The following is a 13,379-nucleotide window of genomic DNA, read 5'->3' on the forward strand; positions in this document are numbered from 1 at the left end:
GCTGACGATTACACGAAAACTCGAATTCGACGCGGGCCACCGCATCCCCGATCACCGCAGCCAGTGCCGTAATCTGCACGGCCATCGCTATGTGCTCGAAATCACGCTGCAAGGCGACCTGGTCGATACCGAAGGCGCGCCGGATCGCGGCATGGTGATGGACTTCGCCGACGTGAAGTCGCTCGCGGTCGAGCATCTGGTCGACAAGTGGGACCATGCGTTCCTCGTCTACGAAGGCGACACGCAGGTGCGGGGTTTTCTGGAAACCATGGCGGGGCACAAGACGGTCGTGCTCGATCGCATCCCGACCGTTGAAAATCTCGCTGCCGTCGCGTTCGATATCCTCGCGAACGTCTACGACGCGCATTACGGCGTGAATCTGCGTTTGCATAAGGTGCGTCTGTTCGAGACACCGAACTGCTGGGCCGACGTAGTCCGCGATTAAGTTCAGGGCCGCGCGACTCGAGCCCGCGGCCCAACCCCCGCGTTATTGTCACGGTATGATCGCTCCGATAACCACATGGAGCGAGACATGCCGGTCACCGCATTGCGTCGCAGCAGGCATTCAGGCCGTCACGGCCCGGGCGTTGGCCTGTTCGGCTGCGCCATCCTCACCCGCGTTTCAGGCGATGTATTCCATCGCCAGGGAGCGCGGCAATGAGCACCTTCACAAATCCCCTCAAGCAACGTCTGAAAGAAGCCGATACATTGTTCGGCCTGTGGCTTTCGCTCGGCAGCGATTCCGCAGCCGAGGCGCTCGCGCACGCCGGTTTCGACTGGCTGCTGATCGACATGGAGCATGCGCCGAACGATAGCGGCGACGTCACGTCGCAATTGCGCGCGATCGCCGCTGCGCATTTGCCGAGCGAACCGGTCGTACGCGTGCCTGCCAGCGAGGCGTGGCTCGTCAAGCGCGTGCTCGACGCCGGCGCCCGTACGCTGATGTTCCCGAATATCGAAACCGCGGACGAGGCGGCACAGGCCGTGCGTTTGACGCAGTACCCGACCGCCGATGCACTCGACGGTCAGCGCGGTGTGGCCGGCGCGGTGCGTGCGGCCGCGTACGGCATGCGGCGCGACTACGTGCAATCCGCCAACGCGCAGCTCGCGACCATCGTGCAGATCGAGTCGGCGCGCGGTTTGCAGGAGGTGGAGAAGATTGCGGCGACGCCGGGCGTCGATTGCCTGTTCGTCGGACCGGCCGATCTGGCCGCGAGCCTCGGCCACCTCGGCGATTCGAAGCACGCCGACGTGCAGGCGGCGATGGCGCGCATAGTCAGCGCTGCCGACAAGGCTGGTATCGCCGCAGGAATTTTTGCTATGGATGTCGCGAGCGCCAAGCAGCATCGCGATGCGGGTTTTCGTTTTATCGCCCTGGCCGCCGACGTCATGTGGATGTTGCGCGCGACCCGCCAGGCGTTGCAGGAGGTGAGGACATGAAGGGGATGGTGCAGTGCGTCGTGGTGCGTCTGGCGGTTACAGCGGCCTTGATGGCGAATGTGACGGCGTATGCGCAGGACAACCGCGTCGCGAAGTCGAACGATCCGGAGACGCAAACCGCGGTCGCCGACTACAACGCCGGCAATCTGGGCGCGGCGCTCGCCGAGTTCCGCAAAGCCGCGCAGCGCGGCAGCCGGCTGGCCGAGTTCAACTACGCAATGATGTTGCTCAACGGTGAAGGCACCACAGCCAATGTCGATGAAGGCAAGAAGTGGCTGCGCAAAGCCGCCGACGCCAACATGTCGCACGCGCAGTATGTGTACGGCAAGATGTACGACGATGGCGAGTTCGTCGGGCGTGATCCGGTCGAAGCGCACCGGTGGTTCCTGAAGGCCGCGCAGCAGGGGCACGTGCAGGCAGAGCTCGCGTTGGCCAACCAGTTTCTCGATGGCCGTGGCACGACTCGCGACAACCAGCAGGCGTTCGTCTGGTACAAGAAGGCCGCGCAAGGCGGCGACATGACTGCGCAGTATGTGACCGGCTCGTTCTACGAACGTGGCGGTGACGGCGTGGACAAGAATCTGAACGTGGCGCGCGCGTACTACGCTGCTGCGGCGGCACAGGGCGATCCGGCGGCGAAGCTCAAGTATCAGCAACTCAGCGCGCAGTTGCGGGATCAGAAGGAAGTGAAGCCGCAGTAGACGAGACCGTATTAAATGAAAAGGGGCGCTCCTGACGGTGCGCCCCTTTTCTTTATCGGGCCTGCTACGGTCTGCTGCGACTTTGCTGCAATCGGCTCCGCAGTCTGAGACCTACGCCCAGCCCCACTCTAACTCTGCATCAGCCGCTTCTGCCGCGCGACGCTCATGATGAGGCCGATCGCGACCCCCAGCGTAGTCAGCGCAGTGCCCCCGTAGCTCATGAACGGCAAGGGCACGCCCACCACCGGCAAGATCCCGCTCACCATACCGATGTTGACGAACGCATAGGTGAAGAACGCCATCGTCAGCGATCCGGCCAGTAGCCGTCCAAACAGCGTCGCCCCATTGGCGGCGATATACAAACCGCGCGCGATCAGCAGCATATAAAGCGTGAGCAGCACGATCCCGCCCGCCAGCCCGAACTCCTCGGAGAACACGGCGAAGATGAAGTCAGTGTGCTTCTCGGGGATGAACTCCAGGTGCGCCTGGGTACCCTTCAGCCAGCCCTTGCCGAGCGGGCCACCCGAGCCGATTGCAATCACCGCCTGAATCGTGTGGAAACCCTTGCCGAGCGGATCGGAAGTCGGATCCAGCAGCGTACAGATACGGTGCTTCTGATAATCGTGCATCAGCGGCCACTGCACTTCTGGCTGACAGATCTTGTCCTGGAACGCCGCGATCGAGCCGACCGCGATCACGCCGGCAATCAGCACCGGCACGATCAGCTTGAAACTCAGCCCCGCGAAGTAAATCACGAAGAGGCCGGCCGCGAACACCAGTACGGCGGTGCCGAGGTCAGGCTGCTTGGCGATCAAACCGACCGGCACGATCAGGATCAGGAAGCCGACCAGAAAGTCGTACCAGCGCATCACGCCTTCGCGGCGCTGGTAGTACCAGGCGAGCATCAGCGGTGTAGCGATCTTCAGGATTTCCGATGGCTGGATCACCACGCCGACGTTGATCCAGCGCTTCGCGCCCTTGCGTGTGAGGCCGAACAGCGCCACGGCCACCAGTAACGCGATCCCGAACGTATAGAGCGGGACCGCGAAGCGCATCAGTGTGGTGGGTGGCACATTGGCCAGCGCCCACATCAGCACGAACGTCAGCATGATGTTGCGCAACTGGTCTTCCACGCGGCCGGGCATGTCCAGCGTCGCGCTGTATAGCGTGATGATGCCGACGCACAGCAGCAGAAATACGATCAGGGCGAGCGGCCGATCGAAGCCCACGAACATCCGCTTGATGCGGTCGAGCCAGGCGCGCTTGTCGAATTGCATGCCTTTCTCCTTACTCGTCGATGCCGCCGGAAACCGGCTGGCGTGGCGACGTAGGCTGAATGCTGTCATCCCGCGACGGAGCGGCGGCAGTCGGTACCGACTCGCTGCTCGGGCGGGGTTTGTGCGGGACGCCGGATTTACGCGGCGTCGGAATCTTTGTGGAGGCGGACGCGGAGGCAGCGACGGCCGCCGACGCGCCGGATGCCGAAGCAGCCGCCGCAGCTGGCGATGTCGCAGCCGTGGCCGCCGATGCAGCAGCCGAAGCTGATGCAGCCGCCGCAGCGGAAGCTGCCGCCGCGGCCGAAGCAGCACCCGGCATCGGCAATGCCGTGAAGCCCGCCGCGACCTTGACCGGCTGCGCCGCGTCCTGCGGCGCCGGTGCGCTGCCCACTTCGGGCGCGGACGCATCCTCCGTCGCCGAGGCCGCTGCCGCGACGGCCGCCGCTTCAGCGCCGGGCTTGTTCTTGCCGACCAGGTAGTAATCGAGCACGCGCCGCGCGATCGGACCGGCCGCTTCCGCGCCCCAGCCGCCGTTTTCGACGATCAGCGCGAGCGCGATCTTCGGTTGCTCGGCCGGCGCAAACGCGATGAAGAGCGCGTGGTCGCGCAGGTGCTCGGCGATCGCATGGCCCTTGTAGTTCGCGCCTTGCAGCGAGTAGACCTGCGCCGTACCGGTCTTGCCGGCGGCCAGGTAGGGGGCGCCGATGAACAGCTTCGACGCCGTACCGTTGGTCACGACGCCTTCCATCGCGCGCTTGATGATGTCGATGTCCGATTGCTTCACCGCGATCTTGTCGCTCGGATCGCGCACGACCGGGCGCGTATCTTTGGTGATCGGATTTTCGATGTCGCGTACGAGGTGCGGCTTCATCACGACGCCGTTATTCGCGAGCGTGGCGGTGGCGTGGGCGAGTTGCAGAATGGTGAACGAGTTATAGCCTTGGCCGATGCCCAGACTGATCGTTTCGCCTTCATACCAGCGCTGCTGCTCGGGCTTGCGGTACGCCTTGCGCTTCCAGTCCGTCGACGGCAGGATGCCGCGCGCTTCGCCCGAAATGTCGATGCCGGTGATCTGGCCGAAGCCCCACGGCTTCATGAAGCCGGCGATCGCGTTGACGCCGAGATCGTGCGCGAGCATGTAGAAATACGTGTCGTTCGACACCACGATCGCGCGGTTCATGTCGACCCAGCCCTGGCCCGAGCGCACGTCGTTGCGGAACGTATGGCCGCCGAACGTGTATGAGCCCGGATCCTGGAAGCCCCAGCCCGGCGTGCGCTTATGCAGCGTCAGCGCGGCGAGCGCCATGAACGGCTTGTAGGTCGAACCCGGCGGATAGGTGCCGTGCAGCGGACGGTTCAGCAGCGGATGGTCGGGCGAGTTGTTGAGCTCGTCCCAGGTCTGCTGATCGATACCGTCGACAAACGAATTCGGATCGAAGCTCGGCGCCGAGACGAACGCGAGCACATCGCCGCTTGCCGGTTCGATCGCGACCAGTGCCCCACGGCGGCCCGCAAACGCCTGTTCGGCGACCTGCTGCAGACCGATATCGATCGACAGTTCAAGGTTGTTGCCCGGCGTTGCCTGGGTGCGTGACAGCGTGCGCACAGGCCGGCCGCCGGCGGTGACTTCGACTTCCTCAAAACCGGTCTGGCCGTGCAGTTCCGTTTCGTAGCTCTGTTCGACGCCGATCTTGCCGATGTAGTCGGTGCCCTTGTAGTTGTTTGCGTCGAGGCGCGGATCGTAGTGATCCGGATCGCTGTCGTTCTGATCGCTGGCGTCGTCGATGCGGTCCTGATCGCGCTGCGAAATTCGCCCGATATAGCCGATCACGTGTGCCGCGGTGGGCCCGAGCGGATATTGGCGGAACAGGCGCGCGCGCACTTCCACGCCCGGAAAGCGGAACCGTTGTGCGGTGAAGCGCGCAACTTCGTCGTCGGTGAGTCGGGTGCGGATCGGCAGGCTCTCGAAGTTCTTCGAGTCTTCCTGCAGCTTCTTGAAGCGGCGCCGGTCGCGTGCGTCGATCGAGACCACGGTGGCCAGATTGTCGATCACGTTTTCGAGCGTGTCGTTCAGCTTCGACGGAGTGATTTCCAGCGTGTACGCCGAGTAGTTCTTGGCCAGCACCACGCCGTTACGGTCGGTGATGATGCCCCGGTTCGGCACGATCGGCGCGACCGAGATGCGGTTTTCGTCGGCTTGCAGCGAGTACTTGCTGTAATGCCAGACCTGCAGGACCAGGAAACGGAAACCGATCAGCCCGAAGCAGACGAACACGAACACGCCCGCCGCCGCTACGCGCAGGCGGAACTTCGAGAGCTGTTGCTGAGTGTCCTTGAATTCGGTCATGCGATTCTGCAAAAGGCCGCGTGACGGCCATCATGAGTGTGCGCCCAAACCGGCCGGAACCGGGAGGCATGAACAGCGATGCGCGTCGAGCGGGCCGGGAGCGTGGATTCCATCGGAACGGCCGGCGGGCTCGATGCGTGATTAAATCGGCCGCGTATCGTCCGGATCGGCCGGACGACGCTGCGGCATCAGCAGCAGCATGCTGGCGACCGGCCACAGCGCGGCTTCGACGAAGCCGTCAATCAGGTAACTCCAGCCCGGAAACGCTGCGCCCGTCAGCAGACGGATCACGAACGGCACCAGTTGCGCGACAACGAGGAGCGGCATCACCGCGAAAGTCTGCACGCCGAGCGACATCCACAGCACCCGGCGATGGATCGTAATCGCGCCATACGACAACAACGTATACGCCAGCGCGTGCTCACCGAGCAGGCTGGCGTTGTGTACGTCCATCAACAGGCCGAGAAAGAACGCGATGCCCATGCCGACCTTGCGCGGCTGGTGCACGTTCCAGAACAGCAACACGAGCGCTACGAAGTCCGGCACACCGGCGAGGCGCCCCCACGGCATCAGGTTCAGCAGGAACGCCGCAGCGAGGCTGAACGAAATGAAGTAGGGATTGACCGGCTGCAGGATGTATTGCGGACGGTTCATGGCTGGGCCCCCGGCGTGGCTTGCGGCTTCGCGTTCTTGTCAGCGGCCGGTTTCTTTTCGGTGGTAGCTTTCTTCTCTGCGGCCGCGCCCGTGGCCTTGGCCGACGGCTTTTCAGCGGGCTTGGCAGTAGCGGCGGCGGGCTTTTCGGCAGGCTTGGCAGCGGATTTATCCGCCGCGGCCTTGTTGTCCGCGGGCTTGCTGCCTTTCTTCGCTTTCGCGTCCTTGGCGGTCGTAGCCGCATCGGGCTCTTCCGCCGGACGCGGCGGCACGTTGTTCAGATAGTGCAGCACGAGCAACTGACGCGCGCCGCGCACGGGCGCAACCGGCAAGCAGATCACGCGCGCGAACGCCGTATCGGCCTGTTTGTCGACCCGCACGACCTTCGCGACTGGCAGCCCCGGCGGATAAACGCCGTCGAGTCCGCTAGTGACGAGTTCGTCGCCGGTCTGCACATCAGCGCTGATCGGCACGAAACGCAGATCGAGCGTGTCGCCCTTCGGCGTGCCGTAGATCACGCTGCGCAAGCCGGTGCGCACGATCTGCACGGGCACCGCCTGATCCTTGTCGGTGAGCAGCGTCACTTCGGCTTGCAGCGGGAACACGCGCGTCACCTGACCGATCACGCCGTCTTCGTTGACGACCGGCGATCCGTCCTGGACGCCTTGCTGGGCGCCGCGGCCGATCACGACCTTCTGCGTGAACGGGTCGCGCGTGTCGTACTGGATTTCAGCCGGCAGCGATTGCGTGGTGGAGCGCTGCGAGAGTTGTAGCAGCGCGCGCAAATGGGTGTTTTCGGCAGCCAGTTCGGCAGCTGTATTGGCTTGCTGCGAGAGCTGGAGATCTTTGGTGCGCAGTTTGTCGTTCTCGCTGCGCAAGGTTGCGCTGGTCACGGCCAGGTCGGCAGCGCCCATGAAAACGTCGCGCGGCACGAGGGCTGCGCGTTGCAACGGATAAAGACCCGCGCCGAGCACGCCGCGAACGATTTCGAGCGTCTTGAAGCGTGCATCGGAGATCAGCAGGGCGAGCGCCAGCACGACGAAAAACACCAGCCGTGCGAGGGCGGACGGGCCTTGCTTGAACAGGGGCGGCGGACTGTATTCCATGGTCGGCGCCGGGGGCGTGAGCGGTTGGGTGAGACGGCGGCGCGCGAGGGACGCGCGTTCAGCGCGCGGAGGCTGGCAGGCCCAGCCAACGGCAAACCGGCCCGCAAGGGGCCGTTTGCCAGATCCGCGCTACTGACATGGAGACGGGCTCGCTTACTCGTACGAGAAGATGCTGCCCAGCTTGTCCATGCGTTCGAGCGCCATGCCCGAGCCGCGCACAACACAGGTCAGCGGGTCTTCGGCGACGAGTACCGGCAGGCCGGTTTCTTCGGCGAGCAGGCGGTCCAGATCGCGCAGCAGTGCGCCACCGCCGGTGAGCATCATGCCGCGCTCGGCGATGTCGGCGCCCAGTTCCGGCGGCGTTTGTTCGAGCGCGATCTTCACCGACGACACGATCTGATTCAGCGGATCCGTGAGGGCTTCGAGGATTTCGTTGCTGGAGATCGTGAAGCTGCGCGGAATACCTTCCGACAGATTACGGCCCTTCACTTCCATTTCCTTGACTTCGGAACCCGGGAACGCGGAGCCGATTTCTTTCTTGATGGCCTCGGCGGTTTGTTCGCCGATCAGCATGCCGTAGTTGCGGCGGATGTAGTTGACGATGGCCTCGTCGAACTTGTCGCCGCCTACGCGGACCGAACCCTTGTACACGATGCCGCCGAGCGAGATCACGCCGACTTCGGTCGTGCCGCCGCCGATATCGACGACCATCGAGCCGGTGGCTTCCGACACCGGCAGGCCCGCGCCGATTGCCGCTGCCATGGGTTCTTCAATGAGGTAAACCTGCGAAGCGCCCGCACCGTGAGCGGCTTCTTTAATCGCGCGACGCTCGACCTGGGTCGAACCGCACGGCACGCAGATGATGATGCGCGGCGACGGCGAGAACATGCGCGATTCGTGAGCAGTTTTGATGAACTGCTTGATCATCTGTTCGGTGACGGTGAAGTCGGCGATCACGCCGTCTTTCATCGGGCGGATCGCCTCGATGTTGCCCGGCACCTTGCCAAGCATCTGCTTGGCTTCCTTGCCGACCGCCTGAATGGTTTTCTTACCGTTGGGACCGCCTTCCTGGCGGATCGAGACCACCGACGGTTCATCAAGAACGATACCCTTGCCACGCATGTAAATGAGCGTGTTGGCAGTGCCGAGGTCAATCGCCAGGTCGTTGGAGAAGTAGCTGCGCAGAAAACCGAACATTCAAAATCCTGTCTCGCTTGGGGCCAGCCCTCGCAACGTATGCGCAGGGCGGCAGCGGAAAAAATAACAGCTTCAACCGGGCGGAAGCGGCGCCACAGGAACTTGAAGCTGCGAGGGAGTCTACCGGAGGCCGGTGCAAGGCCTAGTCAGAAAAATCCGAACTATCTTTGGGAATTGTTCAGAAAGGCCTTGGTAAGTCGGTCCGGGTTTGGGTCGAACGCGTAATGATACCTTATAATTTTGGATGTTTTGAAGGAAACGGACGGCACTTTTTGCCGCCGCTGGCCCCTTTTTCGAGGTCTTCCTCCAGTGTCGTAACCCGCTGTCGCAGCATCGTTTTTCCCGCGCTGCGGCGGTCCACCACATTTTCCGGTGACTGCATGGCTCTGACCCTGACCGATGTTAAACGCATCGCGCACCTCGCGCGGCTCGAACTGGCTGACGCCGAAGCTGAGCACACGCTTACCCAGCTCAACGATTTCTTCGGCTTAGTCGAGCAAATGCAGGCGGTCGATACCACCGGCATCGCCCCGCTTGCCCATCCGATCGAGCAGATCGAAGACGTCGCGCTGCGTCTGCGTAACGACGCGGTGACCGAAACGGTCGACCGTGAAGCCTTCCAGCGCCCGGCGCCGGCCGTTCAGGACGGCCTGTACCTCGTGCCGAAGGTGATCGAGTAAGTGATCCACCAAGACTCGCGAATCAAGCCCAGGATAAAACGCAATGCATGAAAAAAGCTTGACCGAACTGCGCGCCGCACTGGCAGCCAAGGAATGCTCCGCAGTCGAGCTGGCGCAGCTCTATCTGAAGCGGATCGACGCGGCCAACAGCCTGAACGCCTTCATTCAGGTCGACGCCGACCTGACGCTCGCGCAGGCGAAAGCGGCCGACGCGCTGCTTCACACCGGCCACGCCGGCCCGCTGGTCGGCCTGCCGATCGCGCATAAAGACGTGTTCGTCACCAAGGGCTGGCGCTCCACGGCCGGCTCGAAGATGCTGTCGAACTACGAAAGCCCGTTCGACGCAACCGTGGTCGCGCGTCTGCAGCACGCCGGCATGGTGTGCGTGGGCAAAACCAATATGGACGAGTTCGCGATGGGCTCGTCCAACGAGAATTCGTACTTTGGCCCCGTGCAGAATCCGTGGGATCGTCTGGCTGTGCCGGGCGGCTCATCCGGCGGCTCGGCTGCTGCAGTGGCGGCGCGCCTCGCGCCTGCTGCCACCGGCACGGATACCGGCGGCTCGATTCGTCAGCCGGCATCGTTTTCCGGCGTCACCGGCATCAAACCGACGTATGGCCGCGTGTCGCGTTACGGGATGATCGCGTTCGCATCGTCGCTGGATCAAGGCGGTCCGTTGGCCCAAACGGCCGCGGATTGCGCCACGCTGCTCAACGCCATGGCCGGTTTCGACGAGCGCGATTCGACCAGCCTCACGCGCGAAGACGAAGACTTCACGCGCTACATCGGCAAAACGTGGAAGGAAGACGGCGCGGACAAACCGCTCGCCGGCCTGCGCATCGGCCTGCCGAAAGAGTATTTCGGCGCAGGCCTTGCCGATGACGTGCGCGCTTCGATCGACGCTGCCTTGAAGCAATACGAAGCGTTGGGCGCCACGCTGGTGGAAGTCTCGCTGCCGAAAACCGAGCTGTCGATCCCGGTGTACTACGTGATTGCGCCGGCGGAAGCCTCGTCGAACCTGTCGCGTTTCGACGGCGTGCGCTTCGGCCATCGCGCCGCGGAATACCGCGATCTGCTCGACATGTACAAGAAGTCGCGTGCCGAAGGCTTCGGTCCGGAAGTGAAGCGCCGTATTCTGGTGGGCGCCTATGTGCTGTCGCACGGTTATTACGACGCGTACTACCTGCAGGCGCAAAAGATCCGCCGCATCATCGCGCAGGACTTCCAGGAAGCGTTCAAGCAGTGTGACGTGATCATGGGCCCGGTGGCGCCCTCGGTGGCGTGGGACCTCGGCGCGAAGGGCGACGATCCGGTGCAGATGTATCTGGCCGACATCTACACGCTGTCGGTGAGCCTCGCCGGTCTGCCGGGTATGAGCGTGCCGTGCGGCTTCGGCGCGGGCGCGAATGCGCAGCGCCCGGTGGGTCTGCAGATCATCGGCAACTATTTCAATGAAGCCCGGATGCTGCAAGTGGCCGACGCGTTCCAGCGCGCGACCGACTGGCATCGCAAAGCACCGGCAGGAGTGTGAGCACCATGGCCAAGCAATGGGAAGTCGTGATCGGTCTGGAGACCCACGCGCAACTGTCGACCCAATCGAAGATTTTCTCGGGCACTGCCACGCAATTCGGCGCTGCACCGAACACGCAGGCCAGCCCCGTTGATCTGGCATTGCCGGGCACGCTGCCGGTGATGAACCGCGGCGCCGTGGAACGTGCGATTCAGTTCGGCCTTGCGATTGGCTCGACGATCGCGCCGCGCAGCATCTTCGCGCGCAAGAATTACTTTTACCCCGATCTGCCGAAGGGCTATCAGATCAGCCAATACGAAATCCCCGTCGTGCAGGGCGGCCAGGTGACGATTCAGGTTCCGGCTAACGAAAAGGCGGGTAAGGAAGCGTACGAGAAGGTCGTCAACCTGACGCGCGCTCACCTCGAAGAAGACGCGGGCAAGTCGCTGCACGAAGACTTCGCGGGCATGACCGGCATCGACCTGAATCGCGCCGGCACGCCGCTGCTCGAAATCGTCACCGAGCCGGAAATGCGCAGCGCGGCCGAAGCGGTCGCGTATGCCAAGACGCTGCATACGCTGGTCACATGGCTCGGTATCTGCGACGGCAACATGCAGGAAGGCTCGTTCCGTTGCGACGCGAACGTGTCGGTGCGTCCGGTCGGGCAGGCGGAATTCGGTACGCGTGCCGAGATCAAGAACCTGAATTCGTTCCGCTTCCTCGAAGAAGCGATCCAGTACGAGGTGCGCCGTCAGATCGAATTGATCGAAGACGGCGGCACGGTGGTGCAGGAAACGCGTCTGTACGATCCGGACAAGCGCGAAACGCGGTCGATGCGCAGCAAGGAAGACGCGCACGATTACCGCTATTTCCCCGATCCGGATCTGATGCCGCTCGTGATCGACGCGGCGTGGGTCGAGCGCGTGAAGGGTGAAATGCCGGAACTGCCGGTCGCGATTCAACAGCGCTTCGTCACGCAATACGGCCTGACGCCGTACGACGCGAACGTGCTGACGTCGAGCAAGGCCATGGCTGCCTACTACGAAGCGGTCGTCCTCAAGGTCGGTCCGTCGAACGCGAAGGTCGCGGCGAACTGGCTGATGGGCGAGGTGTCGTCGCAACTGAATCGCGAAGGCCTGGACATCGCTGACAGCCCGGTTTCGTCCGCACAACTTTCGTTGTTGCTGCAGCGTATCGCCGACGGCACGATCTCGAACAAGATCGCCAAGGAAATTTTCCTCGCGATCTGGGAAGAGAAAGCCACGGACGAAGCCGCTGCCGATCGCATCATCGAAGCGAAGGGTTTGAAGCAGATTTCGGACACGGGCGCACTGGAAGCGATCATCGACGAAGTGCTCGCCGCGAACCCGAAGTCGGTTGAGGAATTCCGCGCGGGCAAGGAAAAGGCGTTCAACGCACTGATCGGTCAGGCGATGAAAGCGACCAAGGGCAAAGCCAATCCGGCGCAGATGAACGAACTGCTGAAGAAGAAGCTGTCCTGAGTTGAAGTCATGTGACCGGCGCGAGTGCGCCGGTCATCGCGGGCTGTTGCCGGAAACGAAAGTGGGGCAACGGCCCGTTTCATTTTGCGGGCAATGTTTTAACGCAGATCACGGAGTGTGAATGGCGAAGCAACCCGAACTCGACGATTTCCGCGTGCCGTATTTCGACGACGGCAAGAAGAGCAGCAAATTCTCACTCGACGCTTTCGACCCGTCCGCGAAGCCTTTTTCGAGCGGTTCGAAAGATGCTGACCGGGCGCGCTTGTCGGAGATCGGCGCGATCCTCGATACGCAGCAGGAGTGCCTGCACGCGCAGCAGAAACGCCGGGTATTGCTGGTGTTGCAAGGCATGGACACGAGCGGCAAAGACGGCACGATCCGCGCGGTGTTTCATGAGGTCGACCCGCTTGGTTTGCGCATCGTGCCGTTCAAAGCGCCTACGCCTGTGGAGCTGGCGCACGATTTTCTCTGGCGCGTGCATGCGCAGGCGCCCGCTGCCGGCGAGTTGACCATCTTCAATCGTAGCCACTACGAAGATCTGCTGGTGCCGACCGTGCTCGGCAATCTGGATGCCGAAGCATTTGAACAGCGCTGTGGCCACATTCGCCAGTTCGAAAAGCTGCTGGCCGACAGCGGTACGGCCATCGTCAAGTGCATGCTGCATATTTCGAAAGACGAGCAGCGCGAGCGTCTGCAGGCTCGCATCGACGATCCGAACAAGCACTGGAAATTCGACGTCGCCGACCTCGAAGCCCGCAAGCAGTGGGACCAATATCAGGCGGCGTACCGCGATATGCTGGCCGTGACGTCGACCGACTACGCACCGTGGTACGTGGTGCCGGCCGATTCGAAAACCCATCGCAATGTGATGGTCGCCGAGTTGTTGCTACGTACGTTCGAAGCGTTAAAGCTCGAATATCCGCCTGCCAAAGAATCGCTGAAGGGCGTCAAGGTCGAATGACCCTGCG

The 13,379-nt window shown here is 63.0% G+C and carries 12 protein-coding genes; 7 read left to right on the forward strand and 5 right to left on the reverse strand.

Annotated features, from left to right (window positions below; all coding sequences use genetic code 11):
* Position 1 precedes the first annotated feature (1 nt).
* The 3 genes from queD (at position 2) to BM438_RS12890 (ending at position 2,141) form a co-directional block, all read left to right on the forward strand.
* On the forward strand, positions 2-445 hold the full coding sequence (gene queD / locus BM438_RS12880) for a 6-carboxytetrahydropterin synthase QueD (RefSeq protein ID WP_093634683.1): 444 nt from the start codon (positions 2-4) through the stop codon (positions 443-445).
* Positions 446-657: 212 nt separating this feature from the next.
* Positions 658-1,440, forward strand: a complete 783-nt coding sequence (locus tag BM438_RS12885) for an HpcH/HpaI aldolase family protein (protein WP_093634631.1) — start codon at positions 658-660, stop codon at positions 1,438-1,440.
* The gene (locus tag BM438_RS12890) at positions 1,437-2,141 is read left to right on the forward strand and encodes a tetratricopeptide repeat protein (protein ID WP_093634632.1); all 705 of its coding nucleotides are present in this window, start codon (positions 1,437-1,439) and stop codon (positions 2,139-2,141) included. Before BM438_RS12885 ends, BM438_RS12890 begins: the two co-directional genes overlap by 4 nt.
* Positions 2,142-2,269: 128 nt before the next feature.
* Here BM438_RS12890 and rodA read toward each other — a convergent pair whose 3' ends face one another.
* From rodA to BM438_RS12915, 5 genes are all read right to left on the reverse strand, one after another.
* Positions 2,270-3,418: a rod shape-determining protein RodA gene (gene rodA, locus BM438_RS12895; protein WP_054037121.1), complete on the reverse strand. Its 1,149-nt coding sequence runs from the start codon at positions 3,416-3,418 to the stop codon at positions 2,270-2,272.
* 10 nt (positions 3,419-3,428) lie between these two features.
* Positions 3,429-5,765, reverse strand: a complete 2,337-nt coding sequence (gene mrdA / locus BM438_RS12900; RefSeq protein ID WP_093634633.1) for a penicillin-binding protein 2 — start codon at positions 5,763-5,765, stop codon at positions 3,429-3,431.
* Between the two features lie 141 nt (positions 5,766-5,906).
* Entirely contained in the window at positions 5,907-6,419 is a 513-nt protein-coding gene (gene mreD, locus BM438_RS12905) for a rod shape-determining protein MreD (protein WP_054037125.1), read from the reverse strand.
* Entirely contained in the window at positions 6,416-7,522 is a 1,107-nt protein-coding gene (gene mreC, locus BM438_RS12910) for a rod shape-determining protein MreC (protein WP_093634634.1), read from the reverse strand. The genes mreD and mreC overlap by 4 nt, the downstream gene beginning before the upstream one ends.
* 153 nt (positions 7,523-7,675) lie before the next feature.
* Entirely contained in the window at positions 7,676-8,719 is a 1,044-nt protein-coding gene (locus tag BM438_RS12915) for a rod shape-determining protein (RefSeq protein WP_004189550.1), read from the reverse strand.
* 380 nt (positions 8,720-9,099) lie between these two features.
* Between BM438_RS12915 and gatC the strand changes: the two genes are divergently transcribed.
* From gatC to BM438_RS12935, 4 genes are all read left to right on the forward strand, one after another.
* The gene (gatC, locus tag BM438_RS12920; protein WP_093634635.1) at positions 9,100-9,399 is read left to right on the forward strand and encodes an Asp-tRNA(Asn)/Glu-tRNA(Gln) amidotransferase subunit GatC; all 300 of its coding nucleotides are present in this window, start codon (positions 9,100-9,102) and stop codon (positions 9,397-9,399) included.
* A gap of 43 nt (positions 9,400-9,442) precedes the next feature.
* Positions 9,443-10,930, forward strand: coding sequence for an Asp-tRNA(Asn)/Glu-tRNA(Gln) amidotransferase subunit GatA (gatA, locus tag BM438_RS12925; RefSeq protein ID WP_093634636.1), 1,488 nt, complete (start codon positions 9,443-9,445; stop codon positions 10,928-10,930).
* 5 nt (positions 10,931-10,935) lie between these two features.
* On the forward strand, positions 10,936-12,411 hold the full coding sequence (gene gatB, locus BM438_RS12930) for an Asp-tRNA(Asn)/Glu-tRNA(Gln) amidotransferase subunit GatB (protein WP_093634637.1): 1,476 nt from the start codon (positions 10,936-10,938) through the stop codon (positions 12,409-12,411).
* 121 nt (positions 12,412-12,532) lie between these two features.
* Complete coding sequence (locus tag BM438_RS12935) at positions 12,533-13,372, forward strand: PPK2 family polyphosphate kinase (protein ID WP_093634638.1); 840 nt, start codon at positions 12,533-12,535, stop codon at positions 13,370-13,372.
* Positions 13,373-13,379 lie beyond the last annotated feature (7 nt).

Origin of the sequence: Paraburkholderia aspalathi (assembly GCF_900116445.1) — a bacterium.
GTDB classification, from domain to species: domain Bacteria; phylum Pseudomonadota; class Gammaproteobacteria; order Burkholderiales; family Burkholderiaceae; genus Paraburkholderia; species Paraburkholderia aspalathi.

What these genes read in the sequence shown, in the direction of transcription:
- BM438_RS12885 (WP_093634631.1), top strand. Translation starts at nt 658, where the DNA reads ATGAGCACCTTCACAAATCCCCTCAAGCAACGTCTGAAAGAAGCCGAT.
- BM438_RS12890 (WP_093634632.1), top strand. Translation starts at nt 1,437, where the DNA reads ATGAAGGGGATGGTGCAGTGCGTCGTGGTGCGTCTGGCGGTTACAGCG.
- rodA (WP_054037121.1), bottom strand. Translation starts at nt 3,418, where the DNA reads ATGCAATTCGACAAGCGCGCCTGGCTCGACCGCATCAAGCGGATGTTC.
- mrdA (WP_093634633.1), bottom strand. Translation starts at nt 5,765, where the DNA reads ATGACCGAATTCAAGGACACTCAGCAACAGCTCTCGAAGTTCCGCCTG.
- mreD (WP_054037125.1), bottom strand. Translation starts at nt 6,419, where the DNA reads ATGAACCGTCCGCAATACATCCTGCAGCCGGTCAATCCCTACTTCATT.
- mreC (WP_093634634.1), bottom strand. Translation starts at nt 7,522, where the DNA reads ATGGAATACAGTCCGCCGCCCCTGTTCAAGCAAGGCCCGTCCGCCCTC.
- BM438_RS12915 (WP_004189550.1), bottom strand. Translation starts at nt 8,719, where the DNA reads ATGTTCGGTTTTCTGCGCAGCTACTTCTCCAACGACCTGGCGATTGAC.
- gatC (WP_093634635.1), top strand. Translation starts at nt 9,100, where the DNA reads ATGGCTCTGACCCTGACCGATGTTAAACGCATCGCGCACCTCGCGCGG.
- gatA (WP_093634636.1), top strand. Translation starts at nt 9,443, where the DNA reads ATGCATGAAAAAAGCTTGACCGAACTGCGCGCCGCACTGGCAGCCAAG.
- gatB (WP_093634637.1), top strand. Translation starts at nt 10,936, where the DNA reads ATGGCCAAGCAATGGGAAGTCGTGATCGGTCTGGAGACCCACGCGCAA.
- BM438_RS12935 (WP_093634638.1), top strand. Translation starts at nt 12,533, where the DNA reads ATGGCGAAGCAACCCGAACTCGACGATTTCCGCGTGCCGTATTTCGAC.